Here is a 24,226-nt window from a genome sequence, read left to right as displayed (position 1 = left end):
ATCCACGATCGCCATGACGGCTCAAGGCCTCCGGCTTTTTCTGATTTGTTTGGCTTAGTGGGCGCCGCCGACCACGCGGGCGAGGGCGCGCGCGCCGAACTCGAGGCCTCGGCGGGGGAGATCGGCGGTGGGAGGCTCCGTCATGGTGAAGCGGACAGTGGCTTCCATGGTGTCATCGGGCAGGACGTCATACCAGAGGTCGAATGCGTCCCCTTCCGGAGTGCGGATCTGTACGTGGGCGCCGCGGTATTCCACCGCAAGGCCGCCGTTGATGCCGGCGTTGTAGGGCATGAGCCGTAGGAAGCGGCTCTGGGCCGTGGGGCCGAGATCGAAGCGGAGGGCGAAGGAGGCCTGGACGGGCTTCTTAAGGGATTGGAGGGTGGCGAAAAGATGGGCGGGAGTGAAGTCCGTCTTGTAAATCTCCACCTGGTCTTCCAGCTCACCTTCGGTCAGGTATTCGACGATGACTTCGCTCTCCTCCGATTCTTCCCGTGAGAGACGGACTTCCGCCCAGCTGTGGAGCTTCTGGTTGTTCTGGGTGTAGTCCTCATGGAAGATGACGCGGTCGTCTTCCTCACCTTCGCGGGAGCCGATGGCGGAGAGCTCGCGGCGCACCTTATCGTTCAGCTCGACGAAGAACTGCAGCTCCAGGCTGGAGCACTGGGTGGTAATAAGGTCGAGCTTAAGGGGGGAGGGCTGCATTGCGCTAGGCCCCGTGGCACTTCTTGAACTTCTTGCCGCTGCCGCAATAGCACGGGTCGTTCCGGCCGAGCTTGCTGGGCGCTGCGCCCAGCTTCTCACGGTTCCCGACGGCTTGGGCCATGGCCTTCTGTTCTTTGCTGGGCTGAAGGATGCGCGTTTGGCGCACTGGAGCCGAGGCGCCACCGGTGGTGCCGGTGCCCTGTGACGGTTCGGGCTGGCGCTGGACGTTGACGTTGAAGATGGTGCGGGCGATATCGTGCTGGATGCGCTGGCTCAGCTCATCGAACATTTCATGACCCTTACGCTTGTAGACCACCAGGGGGTCGCGCTGGCCGATGCCTTCAAGGCCGATGGACTGGCGGGTGTTTTCCATCACCGTGAGGTGTTCAATCCAGTGCTGGTCTATGACGCGGAGCATAACCAGCCGTTCAACGACGCGCATGGTCTCAGGGCCGAGCTCGGCTTCACGCTGGGCGTACAGCTTGTCCACGTAGTCTTCCAGGGCATCCTGGGCCTCTTCACGGCTGAGAGTGCGGAGGGTCTCCTTGTTTAGGCTGTCCGGGAGCGGGAACATCATCTTGAGGGTGGCTAAGAGCTGATCGAGGTTCCAAGACTCCACATCTTCCTTGAGCAGGTTCTCCTTGGCCAACCAATCAATCTCCTTATCCAAGAGGTCTTGGATGTTAGCCTTGAGGTCCGCGCCCTCCAGGATCTTGCGACGCTCGCTGTAGATCACCTCGCGATGCTTGTTCACCACGTCGTCATAGTCAATGAGGTGTTTGCGGATATCGAAGTTGTGGCCTTCCACCTTGGTCTGGGAGTTCTGGATGGCTTTGCTGATAATGCCCATCTGGATGGGCATGTCCTCCGGGACCTTGGCCCACTCCATGATGCGCTTGGCGGCATCCCCGCCGAAGCGGCGCATCAGATCGTCTTCCAAAGAGACGTAGAAGATGGAGGAGCCGGGGTCGCCTTGGCGTCCCGCGCGGCCGCGAAGCTGGTTGTCTATGCGGCGGGCTTCGTGGCGCTCAGTGCCGATGATGGCAAGGCCGCCGAGGGCGATGACCTTATCGTGCTCGTTCTTCCATTCCTGGGGGTCGCGCCCTTCCTTGGAGCCGCCGAGGACTATGTCTGTGCCGCGGCCTGCCATGTTGGTAGCGACGGTGACGGCTCCCTGGCGGCCCGCCTCGGCGACGATGCCGGCTTCGCGCTCATGCTGCTTGGCGTTGAGCACCTGGTGAGGGATGTTCTTCTTATTGAGGAGGGCGCTCAGCCGCTCCGATTTTTCGATGGAGACGGTGCCGATGAGAACAGGCCTACGCGCCTTGTGGTATTCCTCGATCTGCTTCGCGACTGCTTCGAACTTGCCGTTTTCGTTCTTATAAACCAGGTCGTTCTCGTCGGCGCGAATCATGGGCTTGTGGGTGGGGATCGTCGTCACTTCCAGCTTGTAGATCTTGAAGAACTCTTCCGCTTCCGTGGCGGCGGTGCCCGTCATGCCGGCGAGCTTTTTATAGAGGCGGAAGTAGTTCTGGATGGTGATGGTGGCCATGGTCATGGTCTCAGGATTCACCTTCACCCGCTCCTTGGCCTCCACGGCCTGGTGGAGGCCATCCGACCAGCGGCGGCCGGGCATCATGCGCCCGGTGAACTCGTCCACGATGATGACTTCGCCGTCCTTCACCACGTACTCACGGTCGCGCTCATAGAGGACGTGGGCCTTGAGGGCGTTGTCTATGTAGTGCGTGAGGTTGTAGTTGGCCGGGTCGTAAAGGTTCTGGATGCCGAGGCGCTTTTCGATCTTGCTGATGCCCGATTGGGTGAGGGTGACGTTCCGCTCTTTGATGTCTACGGTGTAGTCCTCTTCGACTTTGAGCGTCGGCACGATGTTGGCGAACTGGACATAATACTGCGCCGACTCTGAGGACTGCCCGCTGATGATGAGGGGCGTGCGCGCCTCGTCTATGAGGATGTTGTCCACCTCGTCCACGATGGCGTAGTTCAGGGGACGTTGGACGGCTTGAGTCAGCTCCAGCACCATGTTATCGCGTAGATAGTCGAAGCCGAACTCGCTGTTGGTACCGTAGGTGATATCGGCGGCGTAGGCCTCTTTGCGCGGGACGGGGCGGAGATGCTTCATGGGCTCATCGTCTGAGGGGATGGCGGGATCGTAGACGAAGGCGGTATCGTGCTGGAGGCAGGCGACGGTAAGACCCAGGGCGTGGTAAACGGGGCCCATCCACTGGCAATCGCGCCTGGCCAGGTAATCGTTCACCGTGACTACGTGGACGCCCTTGCCCTCCAGGGCGTTGAGGTAGGCGGGCAGGGTGGCGACGAGAGTTTTACCTTCGCCGGTGCGCATCTCGGCAATCTTGCCATCGTGGAGGACGATGCCGCCGATGAGCTGGACATCGTAGTGGCGCTGGCCCAGGGTGCGCTTGGCGGCTTCGCGAACGGCGGCGAAGGCGTCGATCAGGATATCGTCAAGGCTATCGCCTTCCTTCAGGAGTTCCTTGAACTCGGCGGTTTTGGCCTTGAGCTGGTCGTCGGTAAGGTCCTTGTAATCCTTCTCGGCCTCGTTGGTCTCATCAACCAGGGGTTGGAGTTTTTTTACTTCGCGGGCATTCGCGTCGCCGAAGATTTTGAGCACTGGTGGGTCCTAGCTAAAGGGAGAGTTTGGGATGAGGCGACCATCCACCATTATATAACGGAGGGGGCGGGATTACGGATGAGGGGAGAGGAGGAGCAAGTGTTCTGGAGGGGAAAACAATCCACTGAGAACACTGAACACATTGAACAGAGAGAGAAAGAAGATCTATCCACAGATTACACAGATCAAAAAGATTTGGGGGAGGAAGAGAGGAGAGATAGTCCACGGAGGGAACAAAGAGCACAGAGGTAAGAGAGAGCGAGGGTTAAGGAGAGAGGCGAAGGGCGCGGCGGAGGTTGGCGGTGGTGATGGAGGAGACGTCTGCTACAGAAAGGGATTTGAGTTCGGCGAGCTTTTGGGCGACGAGTTGGACGTGGGCGGGCTCGGTGCGCCGAGCGGGATTTTTCTTGAAGGGTTGGGGGTAGGAGTCGGTCTCGAGGACGATGCGCTCGATGGGGATGGCTTTGACGGCTTCTTGGAGCCCGGGCTCGCGAAGAAGGGGCTTGGCGAGGGAGATGTAGAAGCCAAGGGCGATGGCCTCTTCTGCCTTGTTCGCATCGTAGAGGAAGTAGTGCCAGATGGCGCCGACATCGCCGGCGTGCTCCTGGCGAAGGACGGGGAGGATATCGTGTTCGGCGCCGCGAGCGTGGAAGTCTACGGGCTTTCGAAGCTCCTTGGCGAGGCGGATGTGCTCTCGGAAAGACCGGGTCTGCCAGGAGCGGTCTGGAGAGCCGGGCATGAAATCGAGGCCGGTTTCGCCGATGCAGACGACTTTGGGATGTGAGAGGGCGAGGTCGCGGAGGGTCGCGTAGTCGGTGTCTGTGAAGGGGGATGTGATGTCCGATGGGTGGATGCCGACGCCTGCATAGACGATATCGTTGGCGGCGGCGAGGGCGATGGCCTTGCGGGAGGTCTGGATGGTGGTGCCGACGTTGATGATAATACCGACGCCTGCATCCCGGGCGCGCTGGACCATACCGGCAATTTCATTACCGGTATAGTGATCGAGGTGGGTATGGGAGTCTGAGAGCATGGGAATCATTGTATCGGATGAGGAGGTCGCACCACGCCGTCTGGTTGCGCCAGGAAGAGCACAAATCATAGGCATGGGGACGAGCCATCGGAATGGCAACGAAGAAGGGAAGACAGGGAAGACAGGGAATTCGGAGACCTCTCCCTGGCTCTCTCGTAGCTCGCAGACGAGCACAAGCTATCAGAATGGCTCTCCCGGACGCTTCCCGAGCTGCGGTGGGGAGATGGGAGAGGGTAAGAGCGCAGGGTGCGCCCGTTGGGGAGGGCTGGCCTCTTCGATCTCTTTTTCGGTCTGGGAGCGACGGGCTTCCACGGTGGCCCGGAAGGCTTGGCCGGGAGCATTGGCGTTGCCGCCATCGGGCTGTTGGACTGGGGTGTTGGCAGCACCGCCGCCAGGCTGCCGGCCGGGGGCGAGTGGACGAGCGCCCTGCTGGGGAGTGGCGGTGGGCGGAGCGGTTTGGGCGGCGGCGCGGCCCGCGAGGAGCATGGGAGAGGCGATGAGGGCCGCAGCGGAGAGGGTGAGGGCGGCCCTGTGAGCGGCGGAGCGGAAAGGCATCGGGACCTCCGTTGAGTGGCATAGCCCCCTAGGGAGCAGCCTCACCATCGCATGTCGAGGGAGGGTGTTTGAGAAGTAGCAGTGAGTGAGGGGTGCGATAGGCGTCGACTTGCCTGGAGACGACGCGCGCGATACGCTTGGGGACGCTTTCGCCGACCGCACCAGAATGAGGTGAGCCGTGGAACAGCACCCCATCATCGCTAAGGGACCGCGTGACTTGCGGGCAACGCCGAACATCGCGGATTACGACACGCTGAGGAAATCGTTCTCCTGGGAGCAGATCGAGAAGGAGCTGGACTGGCTGCCCGGAGGCGGATTGAACGTGGCGCACGAGTGCATTGACCGCCACTGCCGGACAGCGAAGAAGGACAAGACGGCGATGATCTGGGTGGGGAAGAACGGGGAGGAGGAGCGGTATACGTTCGCGCAGATGCGCGACCATTCGAACAGGGCGGCGAACGTGTTGATCAGCCTAGGCTTGAAGAAGGGCGACCGGGTCTTTGTCTTTCTGGACCGGCTACCGGAGACGTACTTTGTGCTGTTGGGTGTCCTGAAGGCCGGAGGGATCGTGGGGCCGCTATTCTCCGCATTCGGCCCCGACCCGGTTCGGGACAGGCTGCAGGACAGCGAAGCGACGATTTTGGTGACTTCGCCGGAGCTGCGGAACCGGATCGCGAAGATCCTGCCTGAGTGCACAGCGCTGAAGCACATCGTGATCGTGAACAAGCTGGGGCGCAGCAAGGAGCCGCTGAAGCCGGGCGAACATTCGTACGAGGCGCTGGCGGCGAAGGCGGCTTCGAAGTTCGAGATCGCGCATACGACGCGGGACGACTATTCGATCATGCATTACACCTCGGGAACGACTGGGAAGCCGAAAGGGGCGGCGCACCGGCATAATTCCGTCATCCAGCAATACGCCACCGGCAAATGGTGCCTGGACTTCCATGAGAATGATCTGTACTGGTGCACGGCCGATCCGGGCTGGGTGACGGGGACCTCGTACGGCGTCATCGCGCCGTGGAGCAACGGGGTGACGCAGCTGATCTACGAGGGGGGGTTCAAGGCGACGGCCTGGTACGACCTCATCGAAAAGCACAAGGTGACGGTGTGGTACAGCGCGCCTACGGCCATCCGAATGATGATGAAGATCGGCGAGGAGGCGGCGAAGAGGCGGGACCTTTCCAGCCTGCGGTTCATCTCCAGCGTGGGGGAGCCGCTGAACCCGGAGTGCATCTTCTGGGGGCAGAAGGCGTTCGACCTGCCGTTCCACGATAACTGGTGGCAGACGGAGACGGGAGCCATCATGTGCGCGAACTACGCGAAGTATCCCATCAAGCCAGGCTCCATGGGCCGACCGATCCCCGGGGTGGAGCTTGCGATCATTGACGATGCGGGTAACAGGGTTCCCGCCGGGAGGATCGGCAACCTGGCAGTGAAGCCGGGATGGCCTTCTATGTTTCAGACGTATTGGAAGAACGAGGCGATGTACAAGTCTAAGTTCAAGGACGGCTGGTATATCACGGGCGACCGGGCTAGCATGGACGCCGACGGGTATTACTGGTTCGTTGGGCGGGCGGACGATGTAATCAACACGGCGGGCCACCTGGTGGGGCCGTTCGAGGTGGAGAGCGCGCTGGTAGAGCATCCGGCGGTGGCGGAGGCTGGGGTGATCGGGAAGCCGGACCCGATCGCGATGGAGGTGGTGAAGGCGTTCGTGGCGCTACGAGAGGGATATCAGCCATCGGACAAGCTGCGGAATGAGATTATGAACTTCGCCCGGCAGAAGCTTTCGGCGGGGGTGGCGCCCCGGGAGATCGAGTTCGTGCCGGGTCTGCCAAAGACACGGAGCGGGAAGATCATGCGGCGGCTGCTGAAGGCGCGGGAGCTGGGCCTGCCTGAGGGGGATACGAGCACGCTGGAAGAGGATTAGAGGAGAAGAAGAAAGTTGATCCACAGATGACACAAAGGGCATAGAGGTGGGAGGGGAGGATGGTCCGCAGATATCGCAGAGAACGCAGATGTGAAGAGGAGAGCAGTGGGGAATATCTCCTGAGGATGGAGAGGGCACGGACATGAGGAGAAGGATTGCAGGAACTGAGGAAAGGGGAGTACCCATAAAGGGCGCTCTGGCGCAACATACGATCTGAGGGATTAAGACCCGCATGAACGAGAGGTGTTGGGATGGCAGAGGGTGTGAAGTGGGCAGGAAGAGCATTTATCCAAGGGAAGGGCCAGCAAGGCTCAATCGAACGTTAGTGTGAGAGTTAAGGGGAGAGGCAGACGGACATAGCGCGTTGACTTGATGGCGTCGCGATGCTAGGTTCACCGCAGCAAACCCAGGCACTAAAGAGGGGTATATGACGACGTACCAGCTTATTTCTTCAGACGATCACCTGACGGAGCCGCCCGACGCATGGCAGAGCCGCCTGCCGGCGAAGCTGAAGGAGCGGGGGCCGAGGGTGGTGCGCACGAAGGAGGGGGACGGCTGGGTGTGGGAGGGCAGGCCGTGGACGAGCCTGGGCCTGGGCGTGCAGGCGGGCCGGGAGTTCAAGGACTACCGGCTGAGCGGCGCGACATTTGAGGACATCCGCAAGGGGACGTGGGACCCGGGCGAGCGACTGAAGGATATGGACAAGGACAGCACCTGGGCGACGGTGTTGTACCCGAATACGGGGCTTTCCCTCCCGCTTATCCAGGACCAGGAGCTGCATGAGGCGTGCGTCCGCGCCTATAACGATTTCTGCTCGGACTTCTGCAAAAAGAATCCCTCCCGGCTGATCGGCCTTGGGGTGATGCCGCGAGGCGGGGTGGAGAAGGCGCTGGCGGAGCTGAGGCGCATCGGGAAGCTAGGGATGCGGGGTGCGGTGCTGCAATCGCTGCCGAGTAGCGGCACGTGGCCGACGAAGGAGGATGAACGGTTCTGGGCCGAGGCGCAGGAGATGGGCATTTTGCTGCATGTGCACCTGAAGCTGCAAGGGGTGACGCCGAACTTTTCACCCCAGGACAGCGCGAAGCTGATGAATCCGAACCTGCAGATCGTCCTGCGGGGTTATGCGCTGATCGCGCAGGGATGCCAAGACGCGTTCGCGGGGCTGATCTTCTCCGGGGTGATGGAGCGCTACCCGAAGCTGAAGTGGGTGGCCGTGGAGGGCGGGATCGGCTGGATCCCGTACTACCTGGAGCGGTGGGACGGGGTGTGGGAGCGGCAACGACACTGGGCGAAGCTGCAGCTGCCGATGAAGCCGAGCGCATACTGGCGGCGGCAGGTCTTTGCGACGTTCGAAGAGGACAAGATCGGGATAGAGCTTGCGGTGCGCCATCCCGAGTATGTAGGCGTGGATAACCTGATGTGGGCGTGCGATTACCCGCACGGGGACACGACGTGGCCGAATTCGGTGAAGTCGGTACGGAGTCAGTTCAAGGATGTGCCGAAGGCGGCGCTGCGGAAGATGACGTGGGAGAATGTGTCGAAAGTGTACGACATCGCTGCGCCGAAGGGCTAGCCTACGCCGTTGTACCAGCGATAGACGGGGTGCCCGAGGCCGGGCTGGGCGAGATCCGCGCCGATGGTTTCGCGGAAGTGGAGCTTGAGGTCGTTGAAGGACCAGCCCTGGGGCTGGAAGGCGAAGCGGTACTGGGGCTGCTGCATGAGGGCAAGGGTGTCCCCCGCGAGGAAGATGACCTGTCCTGTCACCCATCTGCTCTCGTCACTCAGGAGATAGGTGACGATGGGCACATTCGATTCGGCAGTCGGCATGTCGAAGACCGGGGGTGACGTGTCCTTGGCATCGAAAGTGTAGCGCCACCTGACGTGCATGGTGGGCTTGTTGTGTGACGGGCGGAGCTGGAAGACTGGGCTGACAGCGTTCACTCGCACGCCGAACTCGGCCAGCTCCAAGGCCCAGGAGCAGGTGGCCGAGACGACGGCCCCCTTCACCGCGGCGTAGGTGGAGCGCCCCGGAATGCCGTGGAGGGCTACGGACGTGACGGTGAGGATGCTGCCGCTTCGCTGCTTGATCATGTGCCGGGCGGCGTGATGGGCTGTGGCGAAGTGGCCGTTGACGTGGGCCTGAGAGGTGACGTCTATAGCGTCTTGGTCCATCTCCCAGAGGGCGCCATGCTTGTAGCGGTGGGCGCAGTTGAGGAGGCCGTCTATGCGGCCATAGGCGGCGACGCAGGCGTCTATGGCTCGGCCTGCGCCTTGCCAAGAGAAGACATCGTCGGTGTTGGCGACGGCGTGGCCGCCAGCGGCGCGGAGCTCGGCGAGGAGGCGATCCAGGGAAGGCTTATCCACATCGTTGATGAGGAGCTTGGCGCCTTCTTGGGCGAGGCCGAGGGCGGAGGCCCTGCCGAGCTTGCCGGCGCCGCCGGTTATGGCGACGACTTTGCCATCGAGAGCGCCCATGAGGAGCCTCCTGGAGTAGAATGGCGCTACCATAGGCCTACCGCTACATGGTGTAAAGAGGGGGTTGTGCAGGGAATCTGTGGGCGACGCGATTTTCCGGCCTTAACTCTCTGCTTCAGGGCGTTTTCCTTCGTGTTTGTTTGAGACTTGATAATACCTATTCCTGGGAGTACTCTCCCACGCACACCTATGGGTTTCAGGGTTTGTTTTGCAATTGTATAGGAGGAGGATTCGATGAAGCTTTCGTTGCATCTCTTCGCCTTAGTGGGTCTCATTGTTTCCGCGATGCTGGTGGTTACGGCATGCGGCGGCGAGGAAGCTGCTGTCGGACGCCGGGTTCCCGAACGGGCTGAATTTCACGTTTAACACGAGCGTGGGCGCCAGCGCGGCGGCGACGTACGAGCGCGAGACGACGGTGATCCTGGAGCAGCTGAAGAAGATCGGCATCAGCGGCACGATCCAAACGCCAGACTACCCGACGTACCTGCAGAACGAGGCGAAGGGACTCTTCCAGCTCCTGCCCCGGTACTTCTGCTCGACGGCGTCCGGCTCGGGCGATCCTGAGTACTCGCTGCTGTACTACGTGAAGGGCGGAACGTGCAACGTGATGGGCTGGTTCGATCAACGGGTAGAGGACCTCTACCAGAGGCAGTTGGGGACGGCGGACATCGCCGCCCGATTGCAGACGGTGCAGGCGATCAACCGGCTGGTGGTGAACGACCTGGCCTGGGTCTTCCCGATCTACACGGAGCTCTTCTTCGGCGGCTTCCGCCCTGAGGTGAAGGGCTACCCCGGCGAGCCTGCGACGATGGCGACGGATGCGCGAAACATCTTCCGCTACGAGCGGGTGTGGCTGGATACAAAGTAAGCTTACGGCAGATGGTTGACTTAGCGAGGCCTCCCGGCGCGCCGGGAGGCCTCGCTTTTTGTGCGGAAGGTGACGAGCTATACCCTTGTCATAACCTACTGGCGTCGTGCACAATGGGACGGTGAAGCACATCCAAATGCTGTCCTGGGCGGCTGTTGCCGTCCTGGTCTTTTCAGCGTGCGCCACCGAAGGGTCGCAACCCGCGGCTGGAGAGCGGTCACCGGAGCCGCCCACGGCCGCCGCGCCTCTGCCAGACGCAACGCTCGCGGCACCATCTCCAACAACAGTCCCTCCAATGGCGACAGTCCCCCCTACTGTTCCACCAACGCCGAGCCCGCAACCCTCGGCTACGCCAGCGCCAACGCCGATACCCGCAACGCCTACAGCGACACTGAGGCCAACGGCGACGCCCTTACCAACGCCGACGCGCTTCCAAGGGCCGCCAACGCCTACGGCCAATCCGTGCTCGGCGACTCCGCTCACGAACGCGCCGGTGCGGCTGGAGCACATCGCCTCTATGAGTCCGATCGCCGATCTTACGCCGCCGGACCATGTCTTCCCGGCGCCGCACATGTATTTCTACACAAAGAACGACGCCACGCCGAACGACATCGAAGCGCCGGTCTATGCACCCGGTAATATCGTCGTCACCTCCATTGCCCTTAGAAACTATGGGGTGCTCAACGACAAGACGAACTATACGGATTACACGCTGTCGTTCGGGGTGTGCGACGGCCTGGAGGGCTATTTCCACCACGTGCGGAGCCTGACGCACCCGGACCTGACACAGGCGCTCCGGGCGCAAGGCTGTACGCCCATGGGTCCAGGCAACGAGAAGTTCTGTAGTTTCCCTGTTCGGGTACCCATCGCCGCGGGGGTGCAGATGGCGACAACGGGAGATCGCGCGGCGGGAGTGAGCGGGTTGGATATGGGCATGCGAGACTACCGGCTGGCGACGGGGCGTTCGGCGTTCGCGAACGCCGAACGCTGGTGCAAGGGCACGGGCCCGCCGGGTATCTTTGAACATTGTTACACGGTCTGTCTGTTCGATTACGTCTCCGCAGTCGAACGGGATCGGTACTTGGGGCTGTTCACGGATTTTTCGCGCTCGATGGTCCGGACCGACCAGCCGCGCTGCGGCGATTTCTACACGGACCGCGCTGGGACGGCCCAGGGTCGCTGGTATTCAGCGGCCAACGCCGAGCAGTTCAGCGAAGCGCCCCACCTGTATATCGGGCCGAGCGCGTTGAGCGGCTCCGTGTATGCCTTCTCCATGGGAACGTCAGTGACGAACGTGCGGGCGCGTCAGTACCTCTTCATTCCACAGGCCTCCGGCCTGGTCAACCGGCGGTTCGATACGATCACCGACGGCCAAGTCTATTGCTATGAGCGCTTTTACGATTATGCGGGCGATGCCCTCGCGAATAGAACCCCCGCTTCGGGCATCACGATCCTGGCGCAGTTGACGAATAATGGGCAGAGGCTGGCGATCTCGGCAGGCCCCGGCGGCGCATGCGGCAGCGGCCCGTGGACGATGGCCAACGCGGCGACGTTCGAGCGGTGATGCCGGCCACGAGAGGCTAGGCAGCTCGGGCCGCTAATCGCTCCCTCTGCTGCGGCTCCCTATGTATAATTGGCCATCTCTTTTCTCACATGTTGGGGCCTGGAGGAACTTTTGGGATGAGCCAATCGCGCCAGGCGGGGAAGCGGATCGAGGCGGGCGACGCGTGGGAGGCCATCGAGCGGTTCTTTGACGAAGGGCTGACGGATGGGCTGCCCATCGTGCCGCCGACAGAGGCTTTGGTCGCGCGTTTCTTGGAGGCAGTCCACCTACCGCCTGACCAGATCGTTGGGCGCATCCCTGAGCGATCCATCGTCCTGACGGCCGAGAAGGTTGCGGCGAATGCGGTGATGGCGGGGTGCAGGCCCGAGTATATGCCGGTCGTCCTCGCCATCGTGGAGGCGATCTGCGAGCCGAAGTTTAACCTGCACGGCTCGTCCGCGAGCACGGGCGGATCGGCGCAGCTGGTTATCGTGAACGGGCCCATCGCTGGAAGGCTGGGCATCAATTCGGGGGTCAACCTCTTCGGCCCCGGCGCGCGGGCGAATGCGACCATCGGCCGGGCGGTGCGGCTGGTCGTGATGAACGTCGTCGGGTCTATTCCAGGCGTTCTGGATAAGAGCACGATGGGCCACCCCGGGAAGTACAGCTACTGCATCGCGGAGGCGGAGGATGTTTCGCCGTGGGCGCCGCTGCACGTGGAGCGAGGTTTGACCAGGGAGGAGAGCGCGGTAACGGTCGTCGCCGCCGAAGGGCCGCACCAGGTTTATGATCACAGCAACAACAGGCCCGAGGGCATCCTCGGCTCGGTGGCTGAGGCGATGGCGGTGTGCAATCGCGGGTATGGGACGTTTGTGGTGGTGCTGTGCCCGGAGCACGCGGGATATATCGCGAAGGCTGGATGGAGCAAGCAGCAGGTGAAGCAGTTCCTGTACGACCAGGCGCAGAGGCCGGTGGCTTTTTATAAGCGCACCGGCAAGACGCCGGGAACGGTGGCGCCGGAGGATGAGGCGAAGCTGACGCATGTGCTGACTTCGCCGGGGGCGGCGATGGTGGTGGTCGGGGGAGGGATGGCGGGCGGGTTCAGCGCGGTGATACCGACGTGGGGGCGCGGCGCAATGAGCGCGGCGCAGACGAAGGCGGTGAAGGGGTAGGGGGAGGAGAGGGGGAGGATTTGATCCACAGATTACACAGATTACACAGATTAAGAAGATTTGGGAGAGGGACAGAGAAGAGAGTTGATCCACTGGGGGCACAGAGAGCACGGATGGTGGAAGAGGTGCAGGGAGCAGGGTTTTTGGGGAGGGAGATTTGTCTGCTCCGGTGCGGCCCCGATGCAACATACGGCCCGAGCGGTCCGGACTCATAGGAATGAGGGTGAGGACACACGCGGTCCGAGAGGCTCGGACTCATAGAAACGAGAGTCATCGGAATGACAGATACTGCAGAGAGCGCAGATGGGGGAGAGGAATCGGGGAGAGGGCATCCACCGGGGGCACAGAGATCGAAGAGGTAGAAGGGGGAGAATAGTCCGCAGATTTTCTGATAGGCGTAGATGAGCGGGATGTGGAGGTTTGGAAGCGTGGAACTTTCTACTAGCGATAATGTTCTGCACATCCGCCTTTCTAGGTGGGAGAAGGTGTGGGCGGTCCACCGGGACCTGCAGGTGCCGGTGGCGAAGATGGAGCGGGCGCATACGGAGAGGCCGGAGACGATATGGCCGGAGATACGGGCGCCGGGGTCGTTCATGCCGGGCGTGATCAAGGCGGGGACGTATCACTTGTGGCAGGAGAGGAAGTGGTCGTTTACAAGGGCGGGGTTGAAGAATGGGCGATACCGGGAGTTCTGGTATGCGACGCGGGGGAACCGGGAACGGTTTTTGGTGGTCGAGCTGACGGAGCACCGGTACCGGAGGATCGTGTTGACGCACCCGGATAATGTGGAGTGGGCGAAGCGGATCAACAGGGCGATCGAAGGAGTGAAGGCGGCATGACGAGACTCATCTTGGTTGACCCGAGGGCTGAACCGTCCGCCCCGCCTGCGGCGCTGGCGAAGCGACCGCTGGCACTGGACGGGAAGCGCATCGGCCTACTGGATAACCATAAGCTGAACGCTGGGGCGCTGTTGGAGGAGATCGCCAGGCTGATGGCGGAGCGGTACGAGGTCACGGAGGTTGTGCGGGCGCAGAAGAGCGACGGCTCGACGCCTGCGCCGCCGCCGCTGTTGGACGATCTGGCGAGGCGGTGTGACCTGGTGATCGCCGCCGTGGGCGACTGAGGGTCGTGTTCGTCGGGCAGTTTGCACGACGGGATAGCGATGGAGCGGCGAGGGATACCGACGGCTGTGGTGTGCACGGAGCCGTTCGTGCCGACGGCGAAGATGATGGCGCGGCTGCAGGGGAAGGCGGACTACCCGTTCGCGGTGATCAAGCACCCCATCGGCAGTCTGACGCCGGGGGAGCTGCGGCAGCGGGCGGAAGAGGCGCTGCCACAGGTGGTGCGGCTCTTGACGCAGGGGCGCTGACAGGCCATCATCGCTGCCATCTCGAGTTATGGGCGGCAACCGCGAGCCAGGGTCGGCTGACCGCCACTCGCCTGACGGCAAAGGAGAGCTTCCATGGGACTTATCACCGGGTTCAATCACGTTGTGCTGGTGACGAACGATATGGACAAGACGGTGCGCTTCTACCGGGACGCCCTTGGGCTGAGGGTGGCGGCGACGGTGACCCGTGCGACGCGCCCGCCTGGGACGCTGACGCGATCGGGAGACGAGTGGAACCGGCTCTATTTCTTTGACGTAGGTAACGGCGATACGCTGGCCTTCGCAGAGTTTCCGGGGAAGGACACAACGGCGGAGAAGTCGTACTTCTTTGGGGCGTGGCCGGGTGAGGGGCGGGCGATCACGCGGCTGCAGAAGATGGAGCATATCGCGCTGAACGTGGAGGGGCTGCGGCAGTTGAAGGCTGTCCAGAAGCGGCTGCGGAGCAAGGGAATCCTCGTTTCTGAGGTCCAGGATCTGAAGGGTTCGCCGTTCGTGAAGTCCATCTATGTGTACGACCCCAACTGGATCCCGCTGGAAGTGGCGACGTTCGATAGGAAGACCCCGGCCTGGCGCAGGCGGAAGAAGAGCGATTGGTTCAATGACCCTTCGCCGGTGCCGGCACTCCGGCCCGCGAAGGCGTCGCGGCGGGTGAACGTAGCGGCGACGGCGGTGAAGGCGAAGACGGCACGGGCGTAAGCTTCCGAATTTTCCAGAGTCGCCGTCCGCCACGTGCTATCCTGGACGGCGATGGACGCGTCACCATCCTCCACGACTGAACTCGAACTGAAGCGCACCGTTGGGCTGTTGGCGGCGGTTGGCTCCGGGACGGGGCTGATCGTCGGCGCGGGCGTCTATGTGCTCATCGGCGAGGTGGCGGGCGTCGCGGGGAATGCGGTGTGGGCCTCGGTGCTTCTGGCCGGGGCGGTGGCGCTCTTCACCGGCCTTTCCTACGCCGAGCTTTCTTCCATGCACCCACGCGCGGCGGCGAGCTTCCTCTACGTACGGGATGCCTTCGGCGGTGGGCCGGCCTATCTCATTGGGACGCTGGCCGTCTTCTCGCAGATCGTTTCCGTCTCGGCGGTAGCCCTGGGCTTCGGCTCTTATATGGACGATGAGTTCGGCTTCTCCATAGTCGGCGGGGCGTTGCTGGTCATCGGCGGATCGGTGCTGATCTCGTATCGGGGCGTTCGAGAGTCCACAGTGCTAGGCAGTCTCCTATCGCTCGTGGAAATCGTGGGGCTCGCCATCGTCATCATCGCGGGGCTAAAGTATCTCGGCGATGAGAACCTGATGCAGCTTTCCGAAGGGACATCGGGGCTGTTCACGGGCGCTTCGCTGATGTTCTTCGCTTTCCTAGGCTTTGAGCAGATCGCAAACTTCGCGCAGGAGATTAAGAACCCAGGGAGGAACGTGCCGAGGGCGATCCTGCTGTCCGGCGGCATCGCGGCCGGGCTCTATGTGCTGGCGGCGATCGCCTCAGTGAGCGTGCTGGGCTGGGAGGCCCTGAGCGCGAGCAAGGGGCCGCTGGCGGAGGTGGCGGAGCGGGCGGCAGGGGGGTGGGCGTCCGATATGCTGGTGGTCATCGCGCTGGTGGCGACGTCCAGCACGGTGCTGATCGCGCTGGCGACGGTGACACGGGCGATCTACGGGATGGCGTCCAGCGGGGCGCTGCCGAAGGCGCTGGCGGCGGTTGGGACGAAGCGGCGCACGCCGTGGGCGGCGACGGCGGCGGTAGCGGCGGTGGCGATGCTGGTGGCCCTAGCGGGGGACATCGGTGTGGTGGCGGAGATGGCGAATTTCACGATCCTGCTGGTGTTTATCGCGGTGAACCTAAGCCTCATCATGCTGAGACGGAAGCAAAAGGCGGCCGAGCGGCCCTTCCGCATCCCGTTCGCGGTGGCGGGGGCGCCGGTCTCGGCGGTCCTGGGGGTCGGCGGCTGTATCTTTCTGATGGCGAACGTCTCGGGGTCGGCGGCACTATACAGTGTCATCGTCATCGCCTGCGGCGGCGCGCTCTATCTTGCGCGTCGGAGAGGGCAAGGGGCGCGGTAGGCTGTGGAGAAGAAAGGCGCGCAAATCGTGGTCTGTACGGGGCTGAACTGCACGTATAACGGCGCTCCCGACCTGCTGAAGGCACTCGAGAAGAAGCTAGGGCTGACGCCGGGCATCCCGCCGCCGGACGGGTGGGCCAGGGTGGAGACGACGCAGTGCACGACGCGCTGCGCCGACGGCCCGAACGTGGATATTGACGGGAGGCCGTACATCTACATGGAGCCGGAGAAGTTGGTGAGCCTGCTGCGCGAGCTGAAGAGGCGCGGGTAGAGCGGCTACGGGCCTGCGGCCCTTCCCTTTTGCGCGCAGTGCTACAATGCGCCCCAAGCGCCGCCTGCAGGGGCGAATCACAAGCGAGGTGCGCTATGACGATGACGAAGGTGAAGTACAACGTTATATCCGCAGACTCCCATATCTATGAGACGCCGGATCTGTGGGAGAAGTACATCGAGCCGGCGTTCAAGCACCGGGCGCCGAAGCTGGTGAAATCGCCTGATGGGACGGAGCGCATCGTGGGCGAGGGATTCGCCGGGTCGCCGGGGATGGCGGCCTCGGCGGGGAAGAAGGCGGAGGATGTGAGGCTGGAGGGGAGCTACGCCACGGCGCGGCAAGGGGCTTTCAACCCGGCGGAGCGGGTGAAGGATATGGCGATGGACGGGGTGGACGCCGAGATCCTCTACCCTACGATCTGCATGACGGCTTTCCGGGCGAAGGACCAGGACTACATGATGGCCTGCCTGCGGGCGTACAACTCGTGGATGGCCGATTTCATGAAGATCGCGCCGGAGAAGCTGATCGGCGTCGGTGTGACGGACCTGGGGAACGTGCAGGCGGCGGTGGAGGAGGTCTACCGCTGTAAGAGGCTGGGCCTGCGGGGGATCATGGTGCCCGCGGCATCGCTGATCAAGGACGGCTTTGGGAACCCGGTCTATGAGCCGTTCTGGAAGGCGGTGGAGGAGACGGACCTGCCGCTGAGCATGCACACCTTCGCGGCGCCGGTGAACTCGGTGGATGTGAACAACTGGATGGTGAGCTATAGCATCTGCACGGTGCAGATCCAGACCTCGATCGCGCAGATGATCTTCTCGGGCGTCTTTGAGCGGCACCCCAACCTGCGGCTGGTCTCCGTTGAGAACGACGTGACGTGGGCACCGAACCTGATGGAGCGGATGGACCACGTCTACAACCGCCACCGCTTCTGGGCGGGGGTGGGCATCAAATCGGGCAAGCTGCCGAGCGCGTTCTTTAAGGAGCATATCTTCATGACGTTCGTGCGGGACACGGCCGTGGCGGCGCTGCGCCACCACATCGGGGTCAAGAACATCTTGTGGTCGTCCGACTACCCGCATGCGGATACGAGCTGGCCGAACTCCAAGAAGTCCATCCAGGACCACTTTGGGGCGATCCCGGCGGACGAGCGCTACCGGATGGTGGCAGGGAACGCCGCGGAGATTTATCGGCTAAGCTAGTCGGATCGCGGTGACGAGAAATACCGCGAATCACATACAGAAGGGGAGTTTGACTGCCTATGGCTTGGGAATACTTGAAGTTTTTCCATATCGTCTTTGTGCTGACGTTCTTTTCCGGGACTATCGTGAGCATGATGACGGGGATAGCGGCGGCAAAGGCGAAGAGCATCGAATCGGTGGCGATCCTCACCGGGATCGCGGCACGAGCGGCGAAGTTCGTGACGATCCCTTCGTTCATCCTGGTGGGCATATTCGGTGTGCTGACGGCGTCAGAGCAGAATCTCGACCTGACGGGCACCGGATGGCTGAACGCGGCCTATGTGGCCAGCATCTTGGGGTTCATCCTGGGCCTAGCGGTGTTGACACGACATGGGGCGAAGGCCGCGAAGCTGGCGGCGAGAGACGCGCAGGCGGGCAAGAAGTCCGAAGGGCTTGAGAAGGAGCTGAACGCGCCGCTGCCGAAGATCGTGGGGCCGCTGCTGCACCTGCTGGTGGCCTACATCATCGTGCTCATGGTGTTCCAGCCGTACGATTAGCCAGAAGCAAGAGCACGTGCCTGATCAGGGCGTCCCGAGCGATCGCGGACGCCTTTTCTTTTAGCCCATGAAGAGCTTGAGCCACTTGGCCTGAAAGGATTTGGCGTTCTTTCCCAGGTAGCCATCAAGGCCCCAGACGCGGCCAGCGGCGAGGACGCCGAGCATGAGGAAGACGAGGATATAGACGATGTAATAATCGAGGAAGAGGTCGTATTCAGGGGGGAACTGGGCGATGTAGAAGAGGAACATCATGGCCGCGCCCATGAGGAGGGCGAAGTGGGTAAAGAGGCCGAGGAGGAGGGCGCCGCCGATGAGGACCTGGCCGTACATGACAAGGGGGTCTATGACGTCCAGCGCCGCCCGGGACTGGCCGAGGCTGACGAACCAGCTCTTCCAAGGTCCGCTGGTGGCGTTGATGAGGAAGCCCTCCGCAGTGAAGCCGTAGCGGAGCTTGTGGTAGCCGGCGTAGAGGAAGACCCAACCCATGGCGAGGCGCAGGGTGAAGGTGAAGAACTGGACGCCCCAAGGGACGCGGAGGGTGACGGCCTCTTTCTTGAGTGGTGGAGCATCTGAGGCCCCATCCTGGCGTTTCGGTGACATACCTGCACCTCAATGGATGAAACAGAGTACTGGGTTCAAGGATACCATCGGCCAAGAGGGGAAAACAAAAAATGGCCTCCCGGACATGTCCGGGAGGCCATTTTGGCGCTATCTGATTGGGACTAGATGGCCTTTTCGCCGCGCTCGCCGGTGCGGACGCGGACGACCTGATCTATGGAGCTGACGAAGATCTTGCCATCGCCGACGGAGCCGGTGCGGGCGTTCTCCAGGACGATGTCAATGATCTTCTCGACATCGGCATCCTTGCAAACGACGCTGAGCTTCACTTTAGGAATCATGTCCACAGTGACGCTGACGCCGCCGCGTCCCTGGTGCACGATGCCCTTCTGCATCCCGCGCCCGGTGACGTTCGTGACGTTCAGTCCAGGGAAACCGGCCTGGGCGAGGGCCTCAGAGACGATAGCCACGCGCTCCGGACGGATGATCGCTTCAATTCTTCTCATTACATTCCTCCAAGATGTTCGAGGCTAGGCGGCATGGTTAGCGGTACGCTTCCTCACCGTGCAGAGCGATGTCCAGACCCTTTTCCTCTTCGTCTTCCTTGACACGCAGGCCCATGGTCTTGTCAAGCACGAAGAGGATAGCAGTCGTGACGCCGAAGCTCCAGGCCCAGGTGACGATGATGCCGACGAGCTGCCAGCCGATCTGGGTTCCCCGATCCATGGTGAGGGTGAAGGCGCCCGCGGTGCCGATGCCGGCAAAGAGGCCCGTGGCGAGAGCGCCCCAGGTGCCGCCGATGGCGTGGACGGAGAAGACGTCCAGGGCGTCATCCACGTTGGTCTTAGAGCGGAACTGGACGGCGAAGTAGCAGAAGGCACCCGCGCCCATGCCGATGAGAATGGCCGGCATGACGCCGACGAAGCCGGCGGCAGGGGTGATGGCGACGAGGCCGGCAACGGCGCCGGAGGCCGCGCCGACGGCGCTGGCCTTTTTGGTGAACCACATGGAGAGGGCGACCCAAGTGACAGTGGCCATGGCGGCCGCAGTGTTGGTGGTGACGAAGGCGAGTGTGGCGCCGCCGCCAGCCGCGAGGGCGCTGCCGGAGTTGAAGCCGAACCAGCCGAACCAGAGGAGACCGGCGCCGAGAACGACGAAGGGGATGTTGTGAGGCTCCATGGGGTCAGCCTTGTGGCGCAGGCGCCGACCGACGAAGAGGGCCGCCGCGAGAGCCGCCAGGCCTGAGTTCATGTGGACGACGGATCCGCCCGCGTAGTCCTTGACGCCCTTATCAAACATCCAGCCGCCGCCCCAGACCCAGTGAGCCATGGGCGTATAGACGATGGTGAGCCAGAGCACCAGGAAGACGATGTAGGTGCTCCACTTGAAGCGCTCAGCGATGGCGCCGGTGATGATGGCGGGGGTGATGATGGCGAACATGGCCTGGAAGATCATGTAGGTCATGTGCGGCATGTTCTGCGGGAAGTAGCCGGCATCGGCGTTGCCGGGCGCGACGGCGGAGACGTCCTGGAGGCCGATGTAGCGGAGATCGCCGATGAAGTTGTTGCCGCCATCGCTGAAGGCGAGGCTGTAGCCCCAGAGGACCCAGACGACGCCGACGACGCCCATCGCGATGAAGCTATGCATCACGGTGCTGAGGACGTTTTTCTTTCGAACCAGACCGCCATAGAAAAAGGCAAGGCCGGGGGTCATCAGCAGCACCAGGGCCGATGAGGCCAGCAGCCAGGCAGTATCGCCAGTGTTGATTTCTGGCATGCACTCCTCCTGTAAAAAGATTCTGCAGACGAGGCTAGTTTCGGCGTGTTACGCGGATGTGTACGAAATGTTACAGGCGTGTTACACGGACTGGAGGCGGACTTTCTCCTGGCGCTCAGGGGTCAGGCAGCGGATGCCGCGACCTTCACGACCAGGGTTGCGTAGGCACCCGGGGGGAGGACGAATTTGGCCTGGATCGAGGTATCTGAAAGGGCCTGAGCGGACATTTCCCTGGGGAAGAGGAGCAGAGGGCGTTCGCCTTTCGCGAGGTAGGCGTTCTGGAGGATGCGGGCCTTCATATCGCCGAGGCAAAAACCTTCTTGGGCAAGGGTCTCTTGGACGATGCGCGCGAGGGTGGGATCGCGGAGACGGGCCTGGTGGTTAGGCAGGGGGGCCAAGAGGCGTCGCAGTGAATCGAGGGGCTCTTTGGGGAGGGTGCGATACAGCGCCAAAGGCTCGCCTGCGATCTCGAGTTTTGCGCCTTCTGGAGGCACGAGGCCCGCTATGCTCTGCAGGTAGCGGGAGGCGATGCGGTTCCAGAGGAAGCTCTGGTAGGCGCTCAAGAGGAGAGGCAGGAGACGCGGCGTGATGAGGTTCACGGCTTTGCGGAAATCGGAGGGGTGGTCTTTGAAGAAGGAGAGGATGCTGCGATGGTTGGAGCGAGGGGCCTGCTCGAACAGGTACTTCCAATCAGGCCAGCGATCCTTGGCGATGCGCTTGAAGGCGCGGAGATCGGGAGGATCGCCGGGGGCAGGCTGGGTGAAGTAGGCGCGAAGGGCGGCTTCGGCATCGCGCTGGAGGATGGCCTTGCCGATGAAGAGCCCGCCGGGGGAGTAGGAGCCGAAGCGCTGCTCATCGAAGTAGTTGGGCAGGCCGTGCTCCGCTATTTCGCGCAGGCGAGCCGCTAGGCGTTCGGCATCGCCCGCCGAGGGCACGCCGATGGTGAGGGTGAAGCGATTGCCGGAGATATCGCGGGGGTTGAGGTGCCGGGACATACGCCCTGCAGCGTGAGCCTCATAGCCCGCGCCGGAGAGGCGCTGCGGCCCGGAGCCGCGCACGGTGCAGAACTGGGTGGCAAGGGCCCCCTTGTCCTTGAGCGTCGGGAAGACGACATCCCGAGGGGAGACGTTGAGCTGTTGGGCGATGCGCTCCTGCACCTCTAAGGTGGTGAGGAGTCGCTTGGTGACGCGATAGACGGCGTATGCGCCTGTTTCTTCGAGCGGACTTGCCAGGAGCTCTTCCACGATGAAGTCTTTAGGCGTTGCCTTGACGGTGTAGCGCATGGTTAGGAATTGTAGCCGAGGCATGTGCGCCGTGATGGAGCGCAGGGAATGGCGATGCATGGCTATAATGCGCGCGCCGTCACCTTCCAGCCAAGGGGTATTTCGTGGAGCCGATGCTCGAAGGCATAAGGGTCGTAGAGCTTGCGCAGTGGGGCTTTGTGCCTTCGTGCGCGGCCATCCTGGCCGATTGGGGCGCGGACGTCATCAAGATCGAGCACCCGCGCACGGGCGACCCGATGCGGAAGATCGGCAGTTTGGGGGTCGGCCTGCCTGAACTTGATGGCTTCAACTACATGTTCGAGCAGTTGAACCGGGGGAAACGCAGCATCGGTCTTGACGTAAGCAGGCCGAGCGGGCGCGAGGTCTTTTTCGACCTGCTCAAGAAGTCGGACGTTCTGGTCACGAGCTTTCTTGAACCGGCTCGCGAGCGGCTAGGGGGCACCTACGACGATGTGGCGAAGGTGAACCCACGGCTTATCTATGCCAGAGGCCACGGCCAAGGCCAGCGCGGGCCGGATGCCGACCAGCCAGGCTTTGACGTGGTCTCCTACTGGTCGCGAGGGGGCATAGGCCACCTGGTTTCCACGAAGGATGGGCGCTTCATCAAGCCGTGGGGTGGCTCCGGCGATCTGCCCGGGGGCATGTTTCTGGCGGGAGGGATCGCCGCGGCGCTCTTCCGCCGAAGCGTAACGGGGAGGGGAGGGCTTGTGGATATGTCGCTCCTTGGGGCGGCCATTTGGTCGTCGGGGGTGGACATCGTGCCTGCGGCGCTGGCGGGGCAGGATATGCCGAAGCACGGCGATGAGCCCCGAGGGAATGCGCTCATTGGCCACTATATGACGAAGGACGGGCGGTATATCTACCTGAACATGATGGAGTCCGACCGCTACTGGCCGAGCTTCTGTAAGGCGATGCGGCGGGAGGAGCTTGCGCAGGATCGGCAGTACGCCACGGCCCAGGCGCGCGGTCGGCACTGCCTGGAGCTGTGGGAGATCATCAAGGCGGAGTTCAAGAAGGCGACGCTGGCCGAGTGGTCGGAGCGCCTACGAGCTAGCGGCTGTGTTTGGGGCCCGGTGCAGACGCCGCTGGAGGCCTCCCGCGATGTGCAGGTAATCAAGAACAGCTACATGGTGGAGCATCCCACCCAGGCGAAGGTGAAGCTGGCCTCCACCCCCGTGCAGTTCAACGATGGCAAGGTGACCTTTCGCAGGGGCGCGCCGTTGCTGGGGGAGCATACCGAGGCTATCCTTGGCGGGCTTGGCTATGACGGGGAGACGATACGGAAGCTGAAGTTCGAAGGCATCGTGGCCTAGGGCGAGGTGAAGGCATGACAATGGTCGGCATAATCGGTTGCGGGCAGATGGGCGGCGGCATGTGGCGCAACTTCAAAGGCAAGGGGCAAACGGCCATCGTCTACGACGTGAGGGAGGAGGCGACGAAGCCGCTGGCGGCCCTGGGCGCGCCGGTGGCGAAGAGCGCGAAGGAGCTGGCCTCCAAGGCGAACGTCATCGTAACCTCGCTGCCTACCTCCCACGATGTGGAGCGGGCGATGTTCGGGAGGGACGGCGTCGTGGAGGGGGCGAAGGCGGGAACGACGGTGATAGACACGACAAGCGGCCATCCGCTGGTGACAAGGAGCATCGCCGAGCGGCTGCGGGAGAAGGGTCTGCGAATGATTGACTGCGGCGTGAGCGGCGGCCCCCAAGGGGCGAACGCCGGGACGCTGCGCATCATGCTGGGGGGCGAGAGCGCGGCCATCGAAGAGCATATGGCCACGATCAAGCTCTTGGGGAGCGAGATCCACCACTGCGGCGCTGTGGGCGCGGGCCACGCGATGAAGACGCTCCTGAACCTGCGGAACCAGGTGGTGAACACGGTAACGGCTGAGGTGCTGCTCATCGGCGCGAAGTTCGGGCTGGACCCGAAGCTGGTGGGCCAGGTGGTGGGCGCGAGCGGCGTCTTCAACAGCTACATCATGAACCCGCAGGGTCGGAAGGCCATCGGCTTCGGCATCGGCCTGGCGAGCAAGGACTACGATGTGGCGATGAGCCTGGCGAACGACCTGGGGGTGACGGCGCTCCTTTCTTCGACGGGCCAGCAGATCTTTCGCGCGGTGAAGCACGACCAGGGGGCCGATGCGGATGTGTTCAGCTTTGTGAACACGCTGGAGGACTGGGCGCATTTCAACCTGCCGGGGCGCAACGAAACGGCGAAGTAATCACGATACAGGAGGCGAA

The 24,226-nt window shown here is 62.7% G+C and carries 24 protein-coding genes; 15 read left to right on the top strand and 9 right to left on the bottom strand.

Features of this window, described 5'->3' with window-relative positions; all coding sequences use genetic code 11:
* Positions 1–54: 54 nt before the first annotated feature.
* The 4 genes from FJ039_06395 to FJ039_06380 all read right to left on the bottom strand — a co-directional run bounded on the left by FJ039_06395 (position 55) and on the right by FJ039_06380 (position 4,940).
* Positions 55–702, bottom strand: coding sequence for a hypothetical protein (locus tag FJ039_06395; protein MBM4405796.1), 648 nt, complete (start codon positions 700–702; stop codon positions 55–57).
* 4 nt (positions 703–706) lie between these two features.
* Positions 707–3,352 (bottom strand): preprotein translocase subunit SecA, encoded by a 2,646-nt coding sequence (secA, locus tag FJ039_06390; GenBank protein ID MBM4405795.1) that lies wholly within the window; start codon positions 3,350–3,352, stop codon positions 707–709.
* A 265-nt stretch (positions 3,353–3,617) separates the two neighbouring features.
* A complete protein-coding gene (locus FJ039_06385; GenBank protein ID MBM4405794.1) occupies positions 3,618–4,394 on the bottom strand; it encodes a TatD family deoxyribonuclease in 777 nt (258 codons plus the stop codon).
* Between the two features lie 171 nt (positions 4,395–4,565).
* On the bottom strand, positions 4,566–4,940 hold the full coding sequence (locus FJ039_06380; GenBank protein MBM4405793.1) for a hypothetical protein: 375 nt from the start codon (positions 4,938–4,940) through the stop codon (positions 4,566–4,568).
* 178 nt (positions 4,941–5,118) lie between these two features.
* Between FJ039_06380 and acsA the strand changes: the two genes are divergently transcribed.
* Together acsA and FJ039_06370 are read left to right on the top strand one after the other, a co-directional pair.
* The gene (acsA, locus tag FJ039_06375) at positions 5,119–6,870 is read left to right on the top strand and encodes an acetate--CoA ligase (GenBank protein MBM4405792.1); all 1,752 of its coding nucleotides are present in this window, start codon (positions 5,119–5,121) and stop codon (positions 6,868–6,870) included.
* A 427-nt stretch (positions 6,871–7,297) separates the two neighbouring features.
* Entirely contained in the window at positions 7,298–8,443 is a 1,146-nt protein-coding gene (locus tag FJ039_06370) for a hypothetical protein (protein MBM4405791.1), read from the top strand.
* Here FJ039_06370 and FJ039_06365 read toward each other — a convergent pair.
* A complete protein-coding gene (locus tag FJ039_06365) occupies positions 8,440–9,378 on the bottom strand; it encodes an SDR family oxidoreductase (GenBank protein MBM4405790.1) in 939 nt (312 codons plus the stop codon). The two genes, FJ039_06370 and FJ039_06365, sit on opposite strands and share 4 nt — an antisense overlap.
* A 241-nt stretch (positions 9,379–9,619) precedes the next feature.
* Here FJ039_06365 and FJ039_06360 point away from each other — a divergent pair, with 241 nt between their 5' ends.
* The 11 genes from FJ039_06360 (at position 9,620) to FJ039_06310 (ending at position 18,372) form a co-directional block, all read left to right on the top strand.
* Positions 9,620–10,213 carry a hypothetical protein gene (locus FJ039_06360; protein ID MBM4405789.1) on the top strand — a complete coding sequence of 198 codons (594 nt, stop codon included), beginning with the start codon at positions 9,620–9,622 and terminating at the stop codon, positions 10,211–10,213.
* Between the two features lie 517 nt (positions 10,214–10,730).
* The gene (locus FJ039_06355; GenBank protein MBM4405788.1) at positions 10,731–11,777 is read left to right on the top strand and encodes a hypothetical protein; all 1,047 of its coding nucleotides are present in this window, start codon (positions 10,731–10,733) and stop codon (positions 11,775–11,777) included.
* Positions 11,778–11,893: 116 nt separating this feature from the next.
* Positions 11,894–12,928, top strand: a complete 1,035-nt coding sequence (locus FJ039_06350; protein ID MBM4405787.1) for a hypothetical protein — start codon at positions 11,894–11,896, stop codon at positions 12,926–12,928.
* A 428-nt stretch (positions 12,929–13,356) separates the two neighbouring features.
* A complete protein-coding gene (locus tag FJ039_06345) occupies positions 13,357–13,767 on the top strand; it encodes a hypothetical protein (GenBank protein MBM4405786.1) in 411 nt (136 codons plus the stop codon).
* Positions 13,764–14,051 (top strand): hypothetical protein, encoded by a 288-nt coding sequence (locus FJ039_06340; GenBank protein ID MBM4405785.1) that lies wholly within the window; start codon positions 13,764–13,766, stop codon positions 14,049–14,051. The genes FJ039_06345 and FJ039_06340 overlap by 4 nt, the downstream gene beginning before the upstream one ends.
* Before the next feature lie 21 nt (positions 14,052–14,072).
* Positions 14,073–14,297 (top strand): hypothetical protein, encoded by a 225-nt coding sequence (locus tag FJ039_06335; protein ID MBM4405784.1) that lies wholly within the window; start codon positions 14,073–14,075, stop codon positions 14,295–14,297.
* 93 nt (positions 14,298–14,390) lie between these two features.
* Positions 14,391–15,011: a VOC family protein gene (locus FJ039_06330; GenBank protein ID MBM4405783.1), complete on the top strand. Its 621-nt coding sequence runs from the start codon at positions 14,391–14,393 to the stop codon at positions 15,009–15,011.
* 51 nt (positions 15,012–15,062) lie between these two features.
* Positions 15,063–16,367, top strand: coding sequence for an amino acid permease (locus tag FJ039_06325; GenBank protein ID MBM4405782.1), 1,305 nt, complete (start codon positions 15,063–15,065; stop codon positions 16,365–16,367).
* Positions 16,368–16,370: 3 nt separating this feature from the next.
* The gene (locus FJ039_06320; GenBank protein ID MBM4405781.1) at positions 16,371–16,637 is read left to right on the top strand and encodes an NAD(P)H-dependent oxidoreductase subunit E; all 267 of its coding nucleotides are present in this window, start codon (positions 16,371–16,373) and stop codon (positions 16,635–16,637) included.
* A gap of 95 nt (positions 16,638–16,732) precedes the next feature.
* Positions 16,733–17,836 (top strand): amidohydrolase, encoded by a 1,104-nt coding sequence (locus tag FJ039_06315; protein MBM4405780.1) that lies wholly within the window; start codon positions 16,733–16,735, stop codon positions 17,834–17,836.
* 59 nt (positions 17,837–17,895) lie between these two features.
* Positions 17,896–18,372 carry a DUF2269 family protein gene (locus FJ039_06310; GenBank protein ID MBM4405779.1) on the top strand — a complete coding sequence of 159 codons (477 nt, stop codon included), beginning with the start codon at positions 17,896–17,898 and terminating at the stop codon, positions 18,370–18,372.
* 60 nt (positions 18,373–18,432) lie between these two features.
* Here FJ039_06310 and FJ039_06305 read toward each other — a convergent pair whose 3' ends face one another.
* The 4 genes from FJ039_06305 to truD all read right to left on the bottom strand — a co-directional run bounded on the left by FJ039_06305 (position 18,433) and on the right by truD (position 22,049).
* Complete coding sequence (locus FJ039_06305) at positions 18,433–18,972, bottom strand: DoxX family membrane protein (GenBank protein ID MBM4405778.1); 540 nt, start codon at positions 18,970–18,972, stop codon at positions 18,433–18,435.
* 122 nt (positions 18,973–19,094) lie between these two features.
* Positions 19,095–19,436, bottom strand: a complete 342-nt coding sequence (locus FJ039_06300) for a P-II family nitrogen regulator (protein MBM4405777.1) — start codon at positions 19,434–19,436, stop codon at positions 19,095–19,097.
* A 37-nt stretch (positions 19,437–19,473) separates the two neighbouring features.
* Entirely contained in the window at positions 19,474–20,697 is a 1,224-nt protein-coding gene (locus FJ039_06295; GenBank protein ID MBM4405776.1) for an ammonium transporter, read from the bottom strand.
* 131 nt (positions 20,698–20,828) lie between these two features.
* Positions 20,829–22,049, bottom strand: a complete 1,221-nt coding sequence (truD, locus tag FJ039_06290; GenBank protein ID MBM4405775.1) for a tRNA pseudouridine(13) synthase TruD — start codon at positions 22,047–22,049, stop codon at positions 20,829–20,831.
* A gap of 53 nt (positions 22,050–22,102) precedes the next feature.
* On the opposite strand from truD, the gene FJ039_06285 reads away from it, so the two are divergent.
* Together FJ039_06285 and FJ039_06280 are read left to right on the top strand one after the other, a co-directional pair.
* Complete coding sequence (locus FJ039_06285) at positions 22,103–23,302, top strand: CoA transferase (protein MBM4405774.1); 1,200 nt, start codon at positions 22,103–22,105, stop codon at positions 23,300–23,302.
* Positions 23,303–23,316: 14 nt separating this feature from the next.
* Positions 23,317–24,207: an NAD(P)-dependent oxidoreductase gene (locus FJ039_06280; GenBank protein MBM4405773.1), complete on the top strand. Its 891-nt coding sequence runs from the start codon at positions 23,317–23,319 to the stop codon at positions 24,205–24,207.
* Positions 24,208–24,226 lie beyond the last annotated feature (19 nt).

It is taken from the genome of Chloroflexota bacterium (assembly GCA_016875535.1).
GTDB lineage: Bacteria > Chloroflexota > Dehalococcoidia > SHYB01 > SHYB01 > VGPF01.
Note: the sequence above shows the minus strand (reverse complement) of the source record. Positions and strands in the feature narration are given on the sequence as shown.

What these genes read in the sequence shown, in the direction of transcription:
- FJ039_06280 (MBM4405773.1), top strand. Translation starts at nt 23,317, where the DNA reads ATGACAATGGTCGGCATAATCGGTTGCGGGCAGATGGGCGGCGGCATG.
- FJ039_06380 (MBM4405793.1), bottom strand. Translation starts at nt 4,940, where the DNA reads ATGCCTTTCCGCTCCGCCGCTCACAGGGCCGCCCTCACCCTCTCCGCT.
- FJ039_06285 (MBM4405774.1), top strand. Translation starts at nt 22,103, where the DNA reads ATGCTCGAAGGCATAAGGGTCGTAGAGCTTGCGCAGTGGGGCTTTGTG.
- FJ039_06310 (MBM4405779.1), top strand. Translation starts at nt 17,896, where the DNA reads ATGGCTTGGGAATACTTGAAGTTTTTCCATATCGTCTTTGTGCTGACG.
- FJ039_06340 (MBM4405785.1), top strand. Translation starts at nt 13,764, where the DNA reads ATGACGAGACTCATCTTGGTTGACCCGAGGGCTGAACCGTCCGCCCCG.
- FJ039_06365 (MBM4405790.1), bottom strand. Translation starts at nt 9,378, where the DNA reads ATGGTAGCGCCATTCTACTCCAGGAGGCTCCTCATGGGCGCTCTCGAT.
- FJ039_06385 (MBM4405794.1), bottom strand. Translation starts at nt 4,394, where the DNA reads ATGATTCCCATGCTCTCAGACTCCCATACCCACCTCGATCACTATACC.
- truD (MBM4405775.1), bottom strand. Translation starts at nt 22,049, where the DNA reads ATGCATCGCCATTCCCTGCGCTCCATCACGGCGCACATGCCTCGGCTA.
- FJ039_06325 (MBM4405782.1), top strand. Translation starts at nt 15,063, where the DNA reads ATGGACGCGTCACCATCCTCCACGACTGAACTCGAACTGAAGCGCACC.
- FJ039_06350 (MBM4405787.1), top strand. Translation starts at nt 11,894, where the DNA reads ATGAGCCAATCGCGCCAGGCGGGGAAGCGGATCGAGGCGGGCGACGCG.
- FJ039_06300 (MBM4405777.1), bottom strand. Translation starts at nt 19,436, where the DNA reads ATGAGAAGAATTGAAGCGATCATCCGTCCGGAGCGCGTGGCTATCGTC.
- FJ039_06315 (MBM4405780.1), top strand. Translation starts at nt 16,733, where the DNA reads ATGACGATGACGAAGGTGAAGTACAACGTTATATCCGCAGACTCCCAT.
- FJ039_06305 (MBM4405778.1), bottom strand. Translation starts at nt 18,972, where the DNA reads ATGTCACCGAAACGCCAGGATGGGGCCTCAGATGCTCCACCACTCAAG.
- FJ039_06330 (MBM4405783.1), top strand. Translation starts at nt 14,391, where the DNA reads ATGGGACTTATCACCGGGTTCAATCACGTTGTGCTGGTGACGAACGAT.
- FJ039_06395 (MBM4405796.1), bottom strand. Translation starts at nt 702, where the DNA reads ATGCAGCCCTCCCCCCTTAAGCTCGACCTTATTACCACCCAGTGCTCC.
- FJ039_06355 (MBM4405788.1), top strand. Translation starts at nt 10,731, where the DNA reads ATGAGTCCGATCGCCGATCTTACGCCGCCGGACCATGTCTTCCCGGCG.
- FJ039_06370 (MBM4405791.1), top strand. Translation starts at nt 7,298, where the DNA reads ATGACGACGTACCAGCTTATTTCTTCAGACGATCACCTGACGGAGCCG.